13 protein-coding genes are annotated in these 14932 nt (G+C 71.1%); 5 read left to right on the top strand and 8 right to left on the bottom strand.

Going from position 1 to position 14932, the window contains the following annotated elements; all coding sequences use genetic code 11:
- Nucleotides 1–64: 64 nt before the first annotated feature.
- The gene (gene dnaN / locus AABA78_RS08650) at nucleotides 65–1171 is read right to left on the bottom strand and encodes a DNA polymerase III subunit beta (protein ID WP_338262501.1); all 1107 of its coding nucleotides are present in this window, start codon (nucleotides 1169–1171) and stop codon (nucleotides 65–67) included.
- A 231-nt stretch (nucleotides 1172–1402) separates the two neighbouring features.
- Between dnaN and AABA78_RS08645 the strand changes: the two genes are divergently transcribed.
- Nucleotides 1403–1906: a hypothetical protein gene (locus tag AABA78_RS08645; RefSeq protein ID WP_338262500.1), complete on the top strand. Its 504-nt coding sequence runs from the start codon at nucleotides 1403–1405 to the stop codon at nucleotides 1904–1906.
- Between the two features lie 47 nt (nucleotides 1907–1953).
- Here AABA78_RS08645 and AABA78_RS08640 read toward each other — a convergent pair whose 3' ends face one another.
- From AABA78_RS08640 to AABA78_RS08630, 3 genes are read right to left on the bottom strand one after another with little or no spacing between them, the layout of a single operon-like run.
- Nucleotides 1954–4221 carry a caspase family protein gene (locus AABA78_RS08640; RefSeq protein ID WP_338262499.1) on the bottom strand — a complete coding sequence of 756 codons (2268 nt, stop codon included), beginning with the start codon at nucleotides 4219–4221 and terminating at the stop codon, nucleotides 1954–1956.
- Nucleotides 4218–5066: an ActD-like protein gene (locus AABA78_RS08635; RefSeq protein ID WP_338262498.1), complete on the bottom strand. Its 849-nt coding sequence runs from the start codon at nucleotides 5064–5066 to the stop codon at nucleotides 4218–4220. Before AABA78_RS08635 ends, AABA78_RS08640 begins: the two co-directional genes overlap by 4 nt.
- Nucleotides 5063–5542, bottom strand: a complete 480-nt coding sequence (locus AABA78_RS08630) for an RNA polymerase sigma factor (RefSeq protein ID WP_120565395.1) — start codon at nucleotides 5540–5542, stop codon at nucleotides 5063–5065. The genes AABA78_RS08635 and AABA78_RS08630 overlap by 4 nt, the downstream gene beginning before the upstream one ends.
- A gap of 293 nt (nucleotides 5543–5835) precedes the next feature.
- Here AABA78_RS08630 and AABA78_RS08625 point away from each other — a divergent pair, with 293 nt between their 5' ends.
- Genes AABA78_RS08625 through AABA78_RS08610 form a run of 4 tightly spaced genes read left to right on the top strand, consistent with a single transcriptional unit; the run spans nucleotide 5836 to nucleotide 10774 of the window.
- Nucleotides 5836–6495, top strand: a complete 660-nt coding sequence (locus AABA78_RS08625; protein WP_338262497.1) for a cobalamin B12-binding domain-containing protein — start codon at nucleotides 5836–5838, stop codon at nucleotides 6493–6495.
- Nucleotides 6496–6499: 4 nt separating this feature from the next.
- Nucleotides 6500–7204 carry a hypothetical protein gene (locus AABA78_RS08620; protein WP_338262496.1) on the top strand — a complete coding sequence of 235 codons (705 nt, stop codon included), beginning with the start codon at nucleotides 6500–6502 and terminating at the stop codon, nucleotides 7202–7204.
- A complete protein-coding gene (locus AABA78_RS08615) occupies nucleotides 7201–9249 on the top strand; it encodes a hybrid sensor histidine kinase/response regulator (RefSeq protein WP_338262495.1) in 2049 nt (682 codons plus the stop codon). The genes AABA78_RS08620 and AABA78_RS08615 overlap by 4 nt, the downstream gene beginning before the upstream one ends.
- Complete coding sequence (locus AABA78_RS08610) at nucleotides 9242–10774, top strand: ATP-binding response regulator (protein WP_338262494.1); 1533 nt, start codon at nucleotides 9242–9244, stop codon at nucleotides 10772–10774. Before AABA78_RS08615 ends, AABA78_RS08610 begins: the two co-directional genes overlap by 8 nt.
- A gap of 60 nt (nucleotides 10775–10834) precedes the next feature.
- Here AABA78_RS08610 and AABA78_RS08605 read toward each other — a convergent pair whose 3' ends face one another.
- The 4 genes from AABA78_RS08605 to AABA78_RS08590 form a co-directional block, all read right to left on the bottom strand.
- Complete coding sequence (locus tag AABA78_RS08605; RefSeq protein WP_120529550.1) at nucleotides 10835–11200, bottom strand: helix-turn-helix transcriptional regulator; 366 nt, start codon at nucleotides 11198–11200, stop codon at nucleotides 10835–10837.
- A 335-nt stretch (nucleotides 11201–11535) separates the two neighbouring features.
- Nucleotides 11536–12951 carry a TolC family protein gene (locus AABA78_RS08600; RefSeq protein WP_338262493.1) on the bottom strand — a complete coding sequence of 472 codons (1416 nt, stop codon included), beginning with the start codon at nucleotides 12949–12951 and terminating at the stop codon, nucleotides 11536–11538.
- Entirely contained in the window at nucleotides 12951–14183 is a 1233-nt protein-coding gene (locus AABA78_RS08595; RefSeq protein WP_171420742.1) for an ABC transporter permease, read from the bottom strand. The genes AABA78_RS08600 and AABA78_RS08595 overlap by 1 nt, the downstream gene beginning before the upstream one ends.
- Nucleotides 14180–14926 carry an ABC transporter ATP-binding protein gene (locus AABA78_RS08590; protein ID WP_171420741.1) on the bottom strand — a complete coding sequence of 249 codons (747 nt, stop codon included), beginning with the start codon at nucleotides 14924–14926 and terminating at the stop codon, nucleotides 14180–14182. Before AABA78_RS08590 ends, AABA78_RS08595 begins: the two co-directional genes overlap by 4 nt.
- Nucleotides 14927–14932: the final 6 nt, after the last annotated feature.

Below are 14932 nucleotides of genomic sequence, written 5' to 3'. Positions count from 1 at the left end.
CGCGGAGCGTCAGGCTTGGAACGCTGCCCCCCTCCCGACGTGGGAAGGTGGACGCCAGCCCGGCTCAGACGCGCATGGGCATGACCACGGCGGTGAAGCTGCGGTCGCCGGGGCCGTGCAGCACGCCCGGGCTGTGCTCGTCGCCCAGCTCGAAGCTGACCTCGTCCGTGTCCGTCACGCCCAGCACGTCCATCAGGTAGCGGGCGTTGAAGCCGATGGTGATGTCGTTGCCCTTGTAGTCCACGTCCAGCGCGTCGCGCGCTTCACCCAGGTCCGGGTTGCTGGCGGTGATGAGCAGCTTGCCCTTCTCCAGCCCGATGCGGATGGCGTTGCTCTTGTCCGCGGACAGCAGCGCGATGCGCTTGAGGCCCTCCAGCAGGCGCACCTTCGGGACGAGGACGACCTTCTCGCCCTCCTTGGGGATGACGCGCTGGTACTCCGGGAACTGCCCGTCGATGAGGCGCATCACCATGGTGAGGCCCGGCTTCTTGAACAGCGCCGAGTTCTCCGCGAACCCCAGGTGGCACTCCGCGTCCGGGGCTTCGTCCAGGAGGCGCTTCAACTCCATCAGGCCCTTGCGCGGGATGATGACGCCGCTCTTGAGCTTGAAGTCGCCGGACATCTCCCGCTCGATGAGCGACAGCCGGTGGCCGTCCGTGGCCACCATGCGGACCTTGCCGCTGGACTGGGGCTCGAAGAAGACGCCGTTGAGGATGTAGCGCGTCTCGTCGCTGGAGATGGCGAACTGGGTCTTCTTGATCATCTCAAGAAGGACGTTGCCGGAGATCTGCACCAGCGGCGCGCTCTCCTCCTTGGGCAGCTTCGGGTACTCCTCGGCGGCCATGCCGACGATCTTGAAGTGCGCGGAGCCGGAGGAGATGTCGACGTAGTTGTTCGCCAGCTTCTTGAGCGTGACCTCCGCGTCCGGGAGGTTCTGCACGATGTCGAAGACGTACTTCGCGCTCAGCGTGACGGCGCCCGGCTTGGCCACGTCCGCGGCGTGCTCGGACACGATGCCGATGTCCAGGTCGAAGGCCGTGACCGTGATGCTGCCCTTGTTCGCCGTGAGCAGCACGTTGGCGAGGATGGGCATCGTCGTCTTGCGCTCCACGATGCCCTGGGCGCGGTAGAGGGCCTTCTTCAGCTCGTCGGCGGCGATGCGGAATTCCATCGTGGGCGTCCTTACAGGTCACGGCCCCGGAGGCCGATCTCTTGGGGCGCGGGTGTACAACGAACAGGCACCGTCTTGGCACCCCTTTCTCGACGGGCTCCGGCCCATGTAGGACATGGAGCAAAATCGCCCCTGGCACCCTGGCCGGCGAGCGCGCGGCCGGGCAGAGTGGACCCGGTCGTGTCCCTCCCGCGTTGAAGGAGGACACCCCGTCCTCCTTCCGGAGTCGCCATGAACGCCCGCTCCCTGATCCTGTCCGCCGTGCTCGTGCTCGGCCCGGTGGCGTGCAGCACGCCGTCCTCTCCCCCCGCGCAGCCGTCCGGTGACGTGTCCGGCGCGGCGGCCCCCACCGACCTGAAGCGGACGGAGGTGGACGCCCCCGCGGGCGCCGCCAACGAACCCGGCACGGCCGCCCCCACCCCCTCACCCGGAGACGCCACCATGACCACCAGCACCGTCTACATCGTCAAGGACAACGGGAAGCGCTGCTTCGCGCCGCCCTGCGACCACTACGACCTTTTCAGCGCGGACGCGCCGGACAAGAAGCTCCAGTCCCTCCACGAAATCGACCTGAGCGCCGTCACTGGCGGGGACGACGCGAAGATGGGCGAGCTCCTGCAGCGCGCCGCCAAGGGCGGCCCCGGCCTCAAGCTGGAGGGCTCGCTGGACAAGCGGCTCAAGGCCGGCCCCGCGGGCGACGCCATCGTCCTGCGCGCCACCCGCGTCGTCGGTTGAGCTGCTTGCGCGCCGGGACCGACTCCTGAGCCGGTCCCGGCTGTCGCTCAGAGCCGCACGCCCACCTGGAAGCCGGGCCAGCGCTGCATGCGCGTGTCCGCGTCGATGGCGTGCGAGCGCACCGGCAGCGTGGTCAGCTTCGCGAACTCCGGCTCGCCCCACGTGAAGGCCACGTTGTAGGTGGGGCCGGCGAACACGGCCAGCCTCGGCATCACCTGGAAGCCCAGCATGAGCCGCGCCTGCGTGAGCAGGGTGTTGGACCCGCCGGAGAACGGATCGCGCGTGGACAGCACCTGGCTGCCCGCGACGTCCACGTCCGCCCAGAAGCGCGAGCCCAGCGGGATGTGCCCGCCCAGGCCCAGGCCCAGGCTGAAGCGCTGGACGCGGTCGTCCGGTCCAATCCCCGCGAGCAGCGTCGTGTAGAAGTGCCTGCCGCCGAACTTCAGCGCCAGGTTGGTGAGCTGCACGTCGCTGCCGAACACCTCCAGGTGCAGCTGGCCCTTCTTCTCGTAGGAGACCAGGCCCACCGGCGCGCCGTGCACCTCGTCGGAGACGTTCACGAGCCCCAGCTGCATGCCGTGCACCGTGTCCGCGACGTTGATGAGCCCCAGCTGCATGCCGGACACGTCACCGCCCACGTTGATCAACCCCAGCTGCATGCCGGTGAGGGACGGGGCGCGGTTGAGCAGCACCGACCCCTGGATGCCCCGCGCGGCCGTCGCCACGGAGTTGATGCCCAGCGTGAACTGCACGCCCTTCATGGTGCCGTTCGCGTGATTGACACCCAGTGACAGCTGCACTCCGGTGGCGTCCGCCGTGGTGACGTTGGCGCCCAGCGCCGCCTGCACGCCGCCCAGCGCGCCGCGCGCCACGTTCGCGCCCAGGGCCAGCTGCCCCACGCCGTCCACGTCCCCGTTGGCCACGTTGAGCCCCAGCGTCCCCTGGGCGCCCCGCACCGCGCCGCCCGCCACGTTGGTGACGAGCGACAGCTGCGCGCCAGCCACGTCCGCGCCGGACGTGTTGAAGCCCAGCGCCATGGCCAGGCCGGACACCTCCGCGTCGTACACGTTGCCCGCCAGGCCCAGCGCCAGCCCGCCGCCCAGCGCGGTGCCGCCGTTGACGACGCCCAGCGCGAAGCGGTTCTCCACCTGCGCCCGGCCCGCCCTCAGCGTGTTGGTGCTCATGCTCGGCACGAGGCTCAGGTTCACCGGCAGCAGCTGACGGCCCTGTGGGGACAGCGCCGGGCCGCCCCCACCGCCGCCGCGCATCACGGTGGCCTCGTGGCCCACGCCCAGGAAGTCACCGGGCGAAAGCGGCGTGCGCGCGCCCTCCTTCAGCGTGAAGGCCGCCTCGGACACGCCGCCGTCCCACTCGCGCCGGGCGCGGTAGGCGCCGGGGGCCAGGCCCAGCTCGGTGGCGCGGCCGGACACCTTCTGCACCTCCACCACCAGCGTGCCCACCGCGTCGCGCACGTACAGGCGGCCCTCCAGCGGCTCGGTGAGGACCAGGCCCGCGGTGGTGGCGCGCAGGTCGGTCATCACCAGGTCGCCGGTGCCGGCCAGCTCGATGTCGTAGTTGGGGTGCTGCGCGCCGCCCTGCGTGCGCTCCGTGCGCGCGAGCGTTTCGTGGAAGGCGAACTGGTAGGCCTCCGTGAGGGTGACGCGGCCGTCGTGCGTGACGTCCGCGGCGCCGCGCAGGCCGGACAGCAGGTGGTGCGTGAAGAACGAACCGCCCAGCCGGTCCGACTCCTGCGACGCCTCGTCCGCGCTGGACGAGGTGAGGATGGCGTGGCCCTTCACCTGGATGCCGGAGTCCACCAGGAACGCGGGCCGCGCGACGCCGCCCTTCTTGCGCGCGAACGCGCCGGACGCGCACGAGTCCAGCACCGCGATCCTCACGTCCGCGGGCAACCCCTCCAGCGAGCGGCGCAGCTCGCCGTAGTCCAGCCGCTGGCCCTTGAGCAGCAGCCCCTCGTCGTCCGAGTGGCCGGAGTAGTACAGCAGCACCTCCACGCGGCGGGCCCCTGAAGCGCGGACGCCTTCCGCGAGCTTGCGCACCCGGTCGAAGCCCGCGAGCACCCCCGCGCGGTCCACGTCCATGAGGAGCACGCGGTCCTGGGGCAGCACGCCGCCCAGCTCCGACAGCACCAGGGCGAAGGCCTTCGCGTCGGTCTCCGCGTAGCGCAGCCGCACGCGCTCCGGGCCGCCGTCGTTGACGCCCACGAACAGGGCCAGCCGGCGCACGGCGGAGGCTTCCGCGGCGTGGGCGGAGGTGGCCGCGCCCAGCGCGAACAGGAGGATGACGAGCGCTCTCATGGGGAGGGCTTCTCCAGCAGGAAGGACGTCTGGCCCAGGCCCGGGGGCAGGGTCAGCGGCGCGGTGCGCGCCTCGGGGGAGGTGGCCAGGACGCGCGCGGCGGCCATCACGCCCTCCAGTTCGAAGGGGGCGTCGGCGGTGATGAGGAAGAAGCGCTCGAAGCCCGGGGCGTCGTCCAGTTCGTAGGCGCGGGGCAGCAGGTGCGTGCCGCCGCGCTCCAGGGGCGCGGACGTGTCGCCCATGTCGGGCAGGTGCGGGGTGACGGCGCCCCGGCCGTCCACGGAGAGGATGACGCCGTGGGCGTGGCCGGCGGCCGTGTAGGAGAGCTGCACCACGTCACCGGCCTGGGCGGGGGCGCCGTCGGTGAGGCGCTCGGTGCGGGTGGCGGCCTGGCGGTGCACGTCGAGCCGGGGCTGGAGCCCCTTGCTGCGCGTGGGCTCCAGGACGCCGGGGGTGCCTCCGGTCCCCGTCGCCGACCACGGGTCGCGCGCCTCCTGCTCCTGGGACGACGCCCCCGGCCGGACGAGGACGAAGAGGGTCGCGGCGGCGAGCACCGGCACCAGGGCGGGCAGGAAGCGCCAGGAAGGGCGCGACGGTGGGGCCTCGGCGCGGGGCGCGGCGGGGGGGCCGGCGCGGGCGACGCGGGCCTTCACCTCGCGGGCGACGCGGTCGGGGGGCAGGGCCTCCAGGGTGGTGCGCGAGTCGGCCTCCAGGGCAGCGAGGCGCGCGGGGCCGTCGGGTTCGCGGGACAGGCGGTCGCGGGCGGCGGCGAGCTCGTCCGGGGGCAGCTCGCCCAGGGCGATTCGCTCCAGCAGCCAGTCCGGGGTGCGGTGGGGGGACGTCATGCGGCCTCCAGCTCCTGCAGGACAGCGGACAGGGCCCGGAGGCGCTTGCGCACTCCGGACACGGACAGGCCCACCTCGCGGGCGGTCTCCTCCAGCGTCATGCCGTCCACCAGGTGGAGCACGGCGATGTCGCGGCTGGACGCGGGGACGCGGCCGAAGAGGCGGTCCAGCAGGCCCCGGGCGGCGGTGCGCGCCTCGGTGTCGCCGGACGCGGCGATACGCAGCACCAGCTCGTCGTCGCGGTCCTCGGGGCGCCGCTTCGCGCCGCGAAGGCGGTTGAGGCACACGCGGGTGGCGATCTGGTGCAGCAGGCTGGAGGGCCCCGCGTCCTTCAGGGCGGCCTGGTAGCGCAGCAGTTGAACGAACACGTCATGCATGGCGTCCACGGCCTGTTCCTCGTCGCGCAGCAGGAAGCGGCAGCGCCGGAGCACCTGGGGGCCATAGCGTCGGTAATAGGCCTCCACATCGACGGACACCGCGCGCGCCTCCCGGTTGGCCAGGGGAACACCGGTGCCCCCGAAATCTGTCACCGGCCTTTTTCCGAAAGCGGCGTCCCTACCCCGTTTCCCCCCACCCCGGCCACCCCGGGCCGGGAATTCCCGGATTCCATCCACCCACCCAGGGAGTTCGCTTGTCCTGCAAGCAGAAAAGCAGCCGGTCGACGCATGGGCCGGCGAACTGTTCACTTCCGGGTGCGGGCGACGGCTCCAGGGTTTAACGAAAGCAGGGACCCCCCTACCCTGCCCCGTCCGCCACCCGCCCGGTTCTCGTGATCCAATCGACCCCTGCCATCGACACGCTGCGGGCGCGGTATCTGGCCGCGCAGCTCTCCGGAAACCGCCAGGAGGCCCTGCGCCTGCTCGTGGATGAGGGCCTGCTGTGCGGCGTGCCCATCCAGGACCTGCACCTGGAGGTCATCCAGGCGTCCCAGTACGAAATCGGCCGGCTCTGGCAGGAGAACGCCATCTCCGTGGCCCAGGAACACCTGGCCACCGCCATCTCCCAGTACGCCCTGGCGCACCTGTACCGCCACCTGCCCCGCGACCCGGCCAACGGCAAGGTCGTGATGATGGCGTGCGTGGAGGGCGAACTGCACGAGGTGGGCGCGCGCATGGCCAGCGACTTCCTGGAGATGGCCGGCTTCGACGTGCGCTTCCTCGGCGCCAACGTGCCCGCGGACCACCTGGCCCGCATGGTGCGCGAAACCCCGCCCAACCTCCTGGCCCTCTCCGTGACCATGCCCTTCCACATGCCCCAGGTCCGCGAGGCCGTGCGCAAGGTGCGTGAGGTCTCCCCGTCCCTGCCCATCGCCGTGGGCGGGCTCGCCTTCGACTGGGGTCCCGTGCTCGAGGAGGAGCTGGCCGTGACCTTCTTCGGCAAGAGCGTCCGCGAGCTGGTCTCCTCCGCCTGCCGCACCCTGGGGGTCTGACACCATGTCGAACGTGAGTCTCCAGGTGGAAGCCCGGACCGCGTCCCTCGCTCCCAATTCTGTTCAAGCTTTGTACGAGGATCCGTTCTGGGCCGCGCGCTACGGCCTCGCACGCGCCCGCCGCTTCGGTGACGAGGACGCCGTCTTCCACGTGCGCTACCTCGTCCAGGCGCTCGACGCGTCCCGCCCCGCCATCCTGGAGGACTACGCGCGCTGGCTGCGCACCCTGCTCGTCACGCGGGGCATGTGCTCGCTGCACCTGGATCAGCACTTCGAGGGGCTGCTGCGCGCCCTCCAGGCGGAGGGCTTCGGCCCGGACTCGCTGCCCTTCACCTACGTCCAGGCCGCCCGTCAGGCGCTGCGCTATAAAGAAGGCCCCGCACACACCCTGGAGGCGGACGCCCCCGGCCTCATCAGCGCGGTCGTCCGGCGGTTGGAGGGCCCACTGCCTTCCGGAAGCCGCCCGCGCCTGGAACAAGAAGTGCGCCTCCAGCTGTCCTATCTCTCGGACGCGCTCGCGCTGGGCCGTGCGGACCTGTGGGACGCCCACCTCCAGTGGTACGCGGGGTTCTGGCCCCAGCGGGGGCTGGCGCCCGTGAACCTTCTCCAATGCCTGGACGCGCTAAAGACCGTCCTGGGGAGCGCTCACCCGGAAGCGCGAACGTTGCTCGCGCGAACGCCAGTTTCGTGGGAGGAGACGCACTCATGATGCAAGAGGATGATCGCGCCTCCGGGATCTTCGAACTCCTCAGCCGCGAGCTGGCGTTGGCCTGCGATGCGGAAGGCACGGTCGTCTGGCGGGATGAGCGCGCGGCGCGCATCCTGGGCGTCAAGCCCGGCCAGTCGCTGAAGAGCCTGGCCAGCCACGGCAGCGAGAGCAAGGTGGAGAAGCTGCTGGTGCAGGCGCGCGACGAGGCCGTGGACGGCTGGGAGCTCATCCTCCAGCGCGACCACAAGCCCGCCGCGTTCGCCTTCCGCGCCCGGCCGCACGACGGCGGCATCGCCCTGGTGGGCAGCCTGGTGCCGGAGGACTACGGCGCCGCGCTCACCCAGGTGAGCACCACGCTGGGAGAGCTGTCCGCGCTCCACCGCGAGACGGAGCGCCAGCAGTACGAGCTCAAGCGCCGCGCGGAGGAACTGACGCGCCTCAACCGCGAGCTGGAGGAGTCCAACAAGGGCGTGAGGAGCCTGCACGCCGCCCTGGACGAGAAGGCGGAGAGTCTCCAGCGCGCGTCCGAAATCAAGAGCCGCGTGGTGGCCAACGTGAGCCACGAGTTCCGCACGCCGCTGCACTCCATCCTCGGCCTGTCCAAGGTGCTGCTCAACCCGCTCAACGGCAGCCTGGCGCCGGAGCAGGAGAAGCAGGTCCAGTTCATCCGCGGCTCGGCGGAGTCCCTCTTCGAGCTGGTCAACGACCTCCTGGACCTGTCCAAGGTGGAGTCCGGCAAGACGACGCTGCGCCACAGCCGCTTCGTCGCCTCCGACTTCATGAGCGCGCTGCGCGGCATGACGCGGCCCCTCTTGCCGCCGGACTCGCCGGTGACGCTCACCTTCGAGGGCCCGGAGGCGCCGCTGGAGCTGGAGACGGACGAGTCCAAGCTCAGCCAGGTGGTGCGCAACCTGGTGTCCAACGCGGTGAAGTTCACCGAGTCCGGCACCATCACGGTGACCGTGGCCCCGGGCCCCAAGGACACGGTGGTGTTCACCGTGAAGGACACGGGCATCGGCATCGCGCCGGAGAACCACGAGCGCGTCTTCGAGGAGTTCATCCAGGTGGACAGCCACCTGCAGCGGCAGGTGAAGGGCACCGGCCTGGGCCTGCCGCTGGCGCGCAAGCTGGCGGAGGTCCTGGGCGGCTCGCTCACCGTGAAGAGCACGCTGGGCCAGGGCGCCACCTTCACCATCACCCTGCCGCGCGTCCACCCGGAAGTGTCGGAGATGACGGGGCTCACCCAGCGCAGCGAGAAGCTGGACCCGGGCCGCGCGCCGGTGCTGGTGCTGGAGGACGACCGCCAGACGCTGTTCCTCTACGAGAAGTACCTGGCGCGCTCCGGCTTCCAGGTGCTGCCCGTGCGCACCGTGGAGGACGCGCGCAAGGTGATGCAGCGCGTGCGCCCCGCCGCCATGGTGCTGGACGTGATGCTGGAGGGCGAGACGAGCTGGAGCTTCCTCGCGGAGATGAAGAACGGCGAGCAGACGCGCGACATCCCCATCCTCGTCGTCACCGTGACGGACCGCGAGCAGAAGGCGCGCGCCCTGGGCGCGGACGAGTTCTGGCTCAAGCCCGTGGACGAGGTGCGCCTGCAGAAGAAGCTGGCGTCGCTGGCCCGCGTCGGTCCGGTGGAGCGGCTGCTCATCATCGACGACGACGACGTGCACCGCTACCTGCTCAAGCAGCTGCTCAAGGACACGCCCTACCAGCTGCTGGAGGCCTCCAACGGCCGTGACGGCGTGCGCATCGCGCGCGAGAACGCCCCACACCTCATCTTCCTGGACTTCGTGCTGCCGGACATCACCGCCTTCGACGTGCTGGACGAACTGAAGGCGGATCCGCGCACGCGCGACATCCCCATCATCCTGCACACCTCCCACCAGCTGCAGGAGGCGGAGCGGGCGCGGCTGTCACGCGAGACGTCCGCCATCCTGGCCAAGCACACGCTCAGCCGGGAAGTGGCCATCACCCGCATCCGCGACGCGCTGTCCAAGGCGGGATTGGGGAACCGGGAACTGCGCGAGGCGAACCCCCGTGGCTGAGCAACCCCGTCTGGCAACGGTCCTCAACGTCAACGACGACGAGGCCAACCGCTACCTGGTCAACCGCATCCTGGAGATGTCCGGCTACCACGTGCTGGAGGCGGCCACCGGCATGGCGGCGCTCCTGCTGGCGGAGGAGCACCGCCCGGACGTCATCGTCCTGGACGTGAAGCTGCCGGACATCAGCGGCTATGAGGTCTGCGCGCGCCTGCGGGCCAACGCGGCCACGGCCGCCATCGCGGTGATGCACACGTCCGCGACGTTCGTCACGCCGGACAAGAAGGTGCAGGGCCTGGAGGGCGGTGCGGACGCGTACCTCACCCAGCCCTACGAGCCGTCGGAGCTCATCGCCACGGTGCGCTCGCTCTTGCGCCTGCGCCACGCGGAGCAGCAGGCCCGGCTGCGCACGGACCAGCTCATCGAGATGGACCGGCGCAAGGACGAGTTCCTGGCCATGCTGGCCCACGAGCTGCGCAACCCGCTGGCCGCCATCATGACGGCCATTGGCATCCTGGAGCGCAAGGCGTCCACGGACACCAAGGAAGCGCGGATGCACGGCATCATCCAGCGCCAGACGAACCACCTGGCGCGGCTGGTGGACGACCTGCTGGACGTCAGCCGCATCACCCGGGGCAAGGTGGAGCTGCGCCAGGAGCCGGTGAGCCTGACGGAGGTCCTCCAGCAGGTGCTCTCCATCCTGCGCCCCCGCGTGGAGTCCCGCGGCCTGACGCTGGAGGCCCACCTGCCGCGCGCGCCGCTGTGGCTGGAGGGTGACGCCACGCGCCTGGAGCAGGTCTTCACCAACCTGGTGGACAACGCGGCCAAGTACACGGACCAGGGCACCGTCACCGTGGAGCTCTTCCAGGAGGGCGTGGACGGCAGCGCGCAGGCGGTGCTGCGGGTGAAGGACACCGGCATCGGCATCCCGCCTGAGAAGCTGCCCGCCATGTTCGAGCTGTTCGCCCAGGCGGACACGTCCCTGGAGCGCTCGCGCGGGGGCCTGGGCATTGGCCTCACCCTCGTGCGCACGCTGGTGCGGATGCACGGCGGCAGCGTGGACGCGACCAGCGGCGGCCTGGGCCAGGGCAGCGAGTTCGTGGTGCGGCTGCCCCTGCTGCCCGCGGACCGCGTCCCCCGCTCGACCGGGGCGAACCTGATGGACACGCGGCGCGCGCGGCGCATCCTCCTGGTGGAGGACAACTCGGACGCGCGCCAGTCCATGCGCGAGCTGCTGGAGCTGTGGGGCCACCAGGTGGCGGTGGCCCAGGACGGCATGCAGGGCGTGGCGCTGGCCCTGGAGCACGCGCCGGAGCTGGCGCTGGTGGACATTGGCCTGCCGGGGCTGGACGGCTACCAGGTGGCGAGGACGCTGCGCGCGCGCGTGGGGCAGCAGCTGCGGCTGGTGGCGCTCTCCGGCTACGGCGACCCGGAGGCCTACCAGCAGGCCCTGAAGGCCGGGTTCGACGTGCACCTCACCAAGCCGGTGCGGCCCGCCGACCTGGATCGCGTCCTGTCGAACCTCTGAAGGCGGTTCGCGCGCGGTCCGGTGTCCCCCAAAGCCGGGAGGAGCGGGAGGGGAAGAGGGCTACCGCCGCTGGAGCGCGTTGGCCACCAGGCCCAGCAGCTTCACCTGGGCGGGGTCCAGCTGACGCACGCTGCGCAGAAGCCGGCGCACTTCCGGGCGCTCCGGAGTGGGCGGCGGGGCTTCGCTGGCGCGCGACGGCGGCGCACCCTGCGCCGCGAGTCCCAGCAGCTCGTCCGCGGAGACGTGCAGCTCGTGGCACAGCTTCAGCAGGGTCTGGACGCTGGGGAGCATGCCGCCGCGCTCCAGGCGGCCGTACACCTCCGTGGCCACGTCGATTCGCTCGGCGACGTCGGCCTGCGTAAGCTCCATGCGGCCCCGGGCGACCCGTGCCGATGCGCCGATGGTGGTTGCGAGTTTCTTGTCCATGCCTTTGCTTGCCGACCCGAAACGTTTGGCCGACGGCATAGGACGTATAGAGGCAGACAGACAGAACTTGCCGGGTCAGCCTCCCATTGTTCACCCATAGGGTCGCTGCGCGGGAGGTGGACTTTCAGAGTCCGGGCAACCCCGACACCCATGCCACTTCTGAGACGGAGTGCCCTCTGGAAACGGCCTCCACGGCGTGCATCCCCGCGGGTTTCCGGGCCTGTCGGGAGGTGACCCATGACGTTGGAGCCGCCGTTTCCTACGGTGTTCGAGCGTCCTGCCGCCACTGCCACCCTTCAGGGTTGGCTCATGTTTCACGTCTTCACCCGCCGGGCCTACCGCGAGGCCACGGTGGATAGCTCCACCGTGCCCAGGGCGCGCGCCAGCTCCGCGCGGGAGGTGGCCAGGTCGTACGTCGCCTGCACCTGCTGGGCGGCGGCGTTGGTGAAGGCCACCTGCGCGTCGCTGACCTCGATGATGTTGCCCACGCCCGCGCGGTAGCGCCCTTCGGCCAGCCGCAGTCGCTCGCGCGCGTTCACCTGGGCCTCGTCCGCGGCGGTGAGCGCTTCCCGCGTGGCCACCACGTTGAGCCGGGCCTGCTCCACCTGGAGCCGCACCTGCTGCCGGAGCGCGTCCTTCTGCGCCTGGAGGTCGCGCAGGTTGGCGTTGGCCTCGCGCGTCTGCGCGTTGACGAGCCCGCCCTGGAACAGCGCCCAGCTCAGCTGCAGCCCGCCCTGCGCGCTCAGCGTGGCGCCGTTGACCGGGTTCGCGCCCACGTTGGACACGTTGCCCGTGGCGCTCAGGCTGGGCCAGTGGCCGCCCTTCGTCACCTTCACCTGCGACTCCTGCGCCAGAATCTGACGCTCGCGCGCGGCGACGTCGGGACGGGCCTCCAGCGCGCGCTTCACCAGCGCGTCCAGCACTTCGTCCTCACCGGCGACGGCCGCCACCGTCACGTCCTGCACGGTGTAGTCGGTGGACGTCTCCGCGCCCATGGTCTGGTTGAGCTGCGCCTTCGCGGTGGCGTAGGCGTTCTGCGCGCGGATGAGCGCCACCTGCGCGTTGGCCTTCGCCGTGCGCTGCTGGAGCAGGTCGATTTCCGGCCGCGACCCCACCTGCACGGACGCGTTCACCTGGTTGAGCCGCGCCTCCTCGCTCTGGAGCGTCTCGCGCGCCACGCCCAGCAGGGCCTTCTGCGTGAGGACGTTGAAGTACGCGGAGCGCACGTCGCGCAGCACGTCCTGGAGCACCTGCTGCTGCGAGTCCTCCTGCGCGCCCGCGCTCTCTTTCGACGCGTTGTAGCGCCCGGACGTCCGGCCGAAGTCGTAGATGAGCTGGTTGGCGGAGATGCCCCCGCTGAAGCGCCGCGTGGAGCTGGACACCACCGCGGTGTCGCTGCCCGGCACGTTCTGGATGACGGCCCGGTTGCTGGTGCCCAGCGTGTAGCTGGCGCTGGCGCTCACCTGCGGCAGGAAGCCGGAGAAGGCCTGATCCACCCGGGCGTACGCCGCGTCGGTGTTCGCCTGCGCCGAGCGCAGCGTCGGCTGGTGCTCACGCGCTGCGGTCTCCGCCTCCGCCAGGGTGATGACGCGCCCCTCGGAGGCGGCGGACGCGGACAGGGACTGCCGCACGGCGGGAGGCGTCACGGGCGCCGCCGGGTCCTGGGGCATCGCCGTGGCCGGAGCCGGCGTCTGGGCCCCCGCGACCACGGGCAGGACCCACAACGAAAGCGTCAACGAAAGCGCGCGCATCACTCGTACCTCAGTGCATCGATGGGATCCAACAGGCTCGCCTTGCGCGCCGGGTACAGCCCGAAGACGACCCCGACCAGGCCGCTGAACCCGATGGCCAGCAGCGCGACGTCCGGGCGGACCAGCATGGGCCAGCCGAACTGCGCGGCCAGCAGCTTCGCCACGCCCAGGCCCACGGCCGCGCCGATGATGCCGCCCAGCACCGCCAGCGTCAGCGCCTCGATGAGGAACTGCGCCAGGATGTCGCGCGGCCGGGCGCCCACCGCCACGCGCACGCCAATCTCGCGCGTCCGCTCGGTGACGCTCACCAGCATGATGTTCATGATGCCGATGCCGCCCACCACCAGCGACACCGCCGCGATGGCCGCGAGCAGCAGGCTCAGCGTCTCCGTGCTCTGCTGCTGACCGCTGGCCACCTCCGCCAGGTTGCGCACGTCGAAGTCGTTCGCGTCGTCCTCGCCCAGGCGGTGGCGCTCCCGCAGGAGGTTCGTCACGTCCGTCTGGGCCTTCGCCGTGAGGTCCGCGCTCGCCGCCTGCACGAACACCGCGCCGGTGATGTACGCGCCCAGGCTCTGCGCCTGCACCTGGCGGCGGAAGGTGGTGGCCGGCACGAACACCGTGTTGTCGAAGTCCTGGCCCACGGGCGACTGGCCCTTGGGCGCCGTCACGCCCATCACGGTGAAGGGCGTCTTGTTGATGCGGATGACCTGCCCCACGGGGTTGAAGCCCTTGCCGTAGAGGTTGTCCACCACCGTCTGGCCCAGCACCGCCACCTTCGCGCCCGCCTCGTTGTCCGCGTCCGTGAAGTGCGCGCCCTTCGCCATGGTCCAGCTGCGCACGGTGAAGTAGTCCGTCGTCGTGCCGATGATGCTGGTGTTCCAGTTCTGGTCCTCGCTGAACACCTGCGCGTTGGAGCGCATCTCCGGCGCCGCGCCGCGCACGGTGGACAGCTGCGTGCGCACGGCCTCCAGGTCGTCCCAGGTGATGGTGGGCTGGCTGCCGAAGCCGCCCCGGGCGCCACCGGACCTGGACGAACCCGGCAGGATGATGAGCAGGTTGGTGCCCATGGAGTCGAAGACCTTCTGCACGCTGGCCTTCGCGCCGTCGCCAATGGCCACCATGGCGATGACCGCGCCCACGCCGATGATGATGCCCAGCGCGGTGAGCACCGAGCGCGTCTTGGAACGCAAGAGCGCACGCAGCGCCAGGACGACCGTCTCCAGGATGTTCATGTCCCCACCTCCTCGGCGGGCACCACCGCCGGGTTCGGCGTCTGGCGTCTGTCGTTCACGATGCGCCCGTCCTTCACCACCACCACCCGCTGCGTGTACTCGGCCACGTCCGGCTCGTGCGTCACCAGCACCAGCGTGAGGCCTTCCTTCTGCAGCTGCTGGAACAGCGCCATCACCTCCACCGTGGTGCGCGAGTCCAGGTTGCCCGTGGGCTCGTCCGCGAGGATGACGCGCGGCCGGCCCACCAGCGCCCGCGCGATGGCCACGCGCTGCTGCTGACCGCCGGAGAGCTGCTTCGGGTGGTGGTCCAGCCGGGCCCCCAGCCCCACGCGCTCCAGCGCCTCCTTCGCCCGCGCGCGGCGCTCCTTGGAGGGCACGCCCGCGTACAGCATGGGCAGCTCCACGTTCTCCAGCGCGGTGGTGCGCGCCAGCAGGTTGAAGCTCTGGAAGACGAAGCCCAGGGTGCGGTTGCGCACGCGCGCCAGGCCGTCGCGGTCCAGGCGGGCCACCTCTCGGCCGTTGAGCAGGTACTCCCCGGAGGTGGGCCGGTCCAGGCAGCCCAGGATGTTCATCAGCGTGGACTTGCCCGAGCCGGAGGAGCCCATGATGGAGACGAACTCGCCCGGCTCCACCGTGAAGTCCACGCCGCGCAGGGCCCGCACCTCCACGTCGCCGGAGCGGTACACCTTCGCCACGTTCTTGAGCTGGATGACGGGGGGTGCCCGCTTCGTTTCCGCGTCCATCGGTCT

It is taken from the genome of Corallococcus caeni, from assembly GCF_036245865.1.
GTDB lineage: Bacteria > Myxococcota > Myxococcia > Myxococcales > Myxococcaceae > Corallococcus > Corallococcus caeni.
This window is presented reverse-complemented; position numbering and strand designations above follow the sequence as displayed.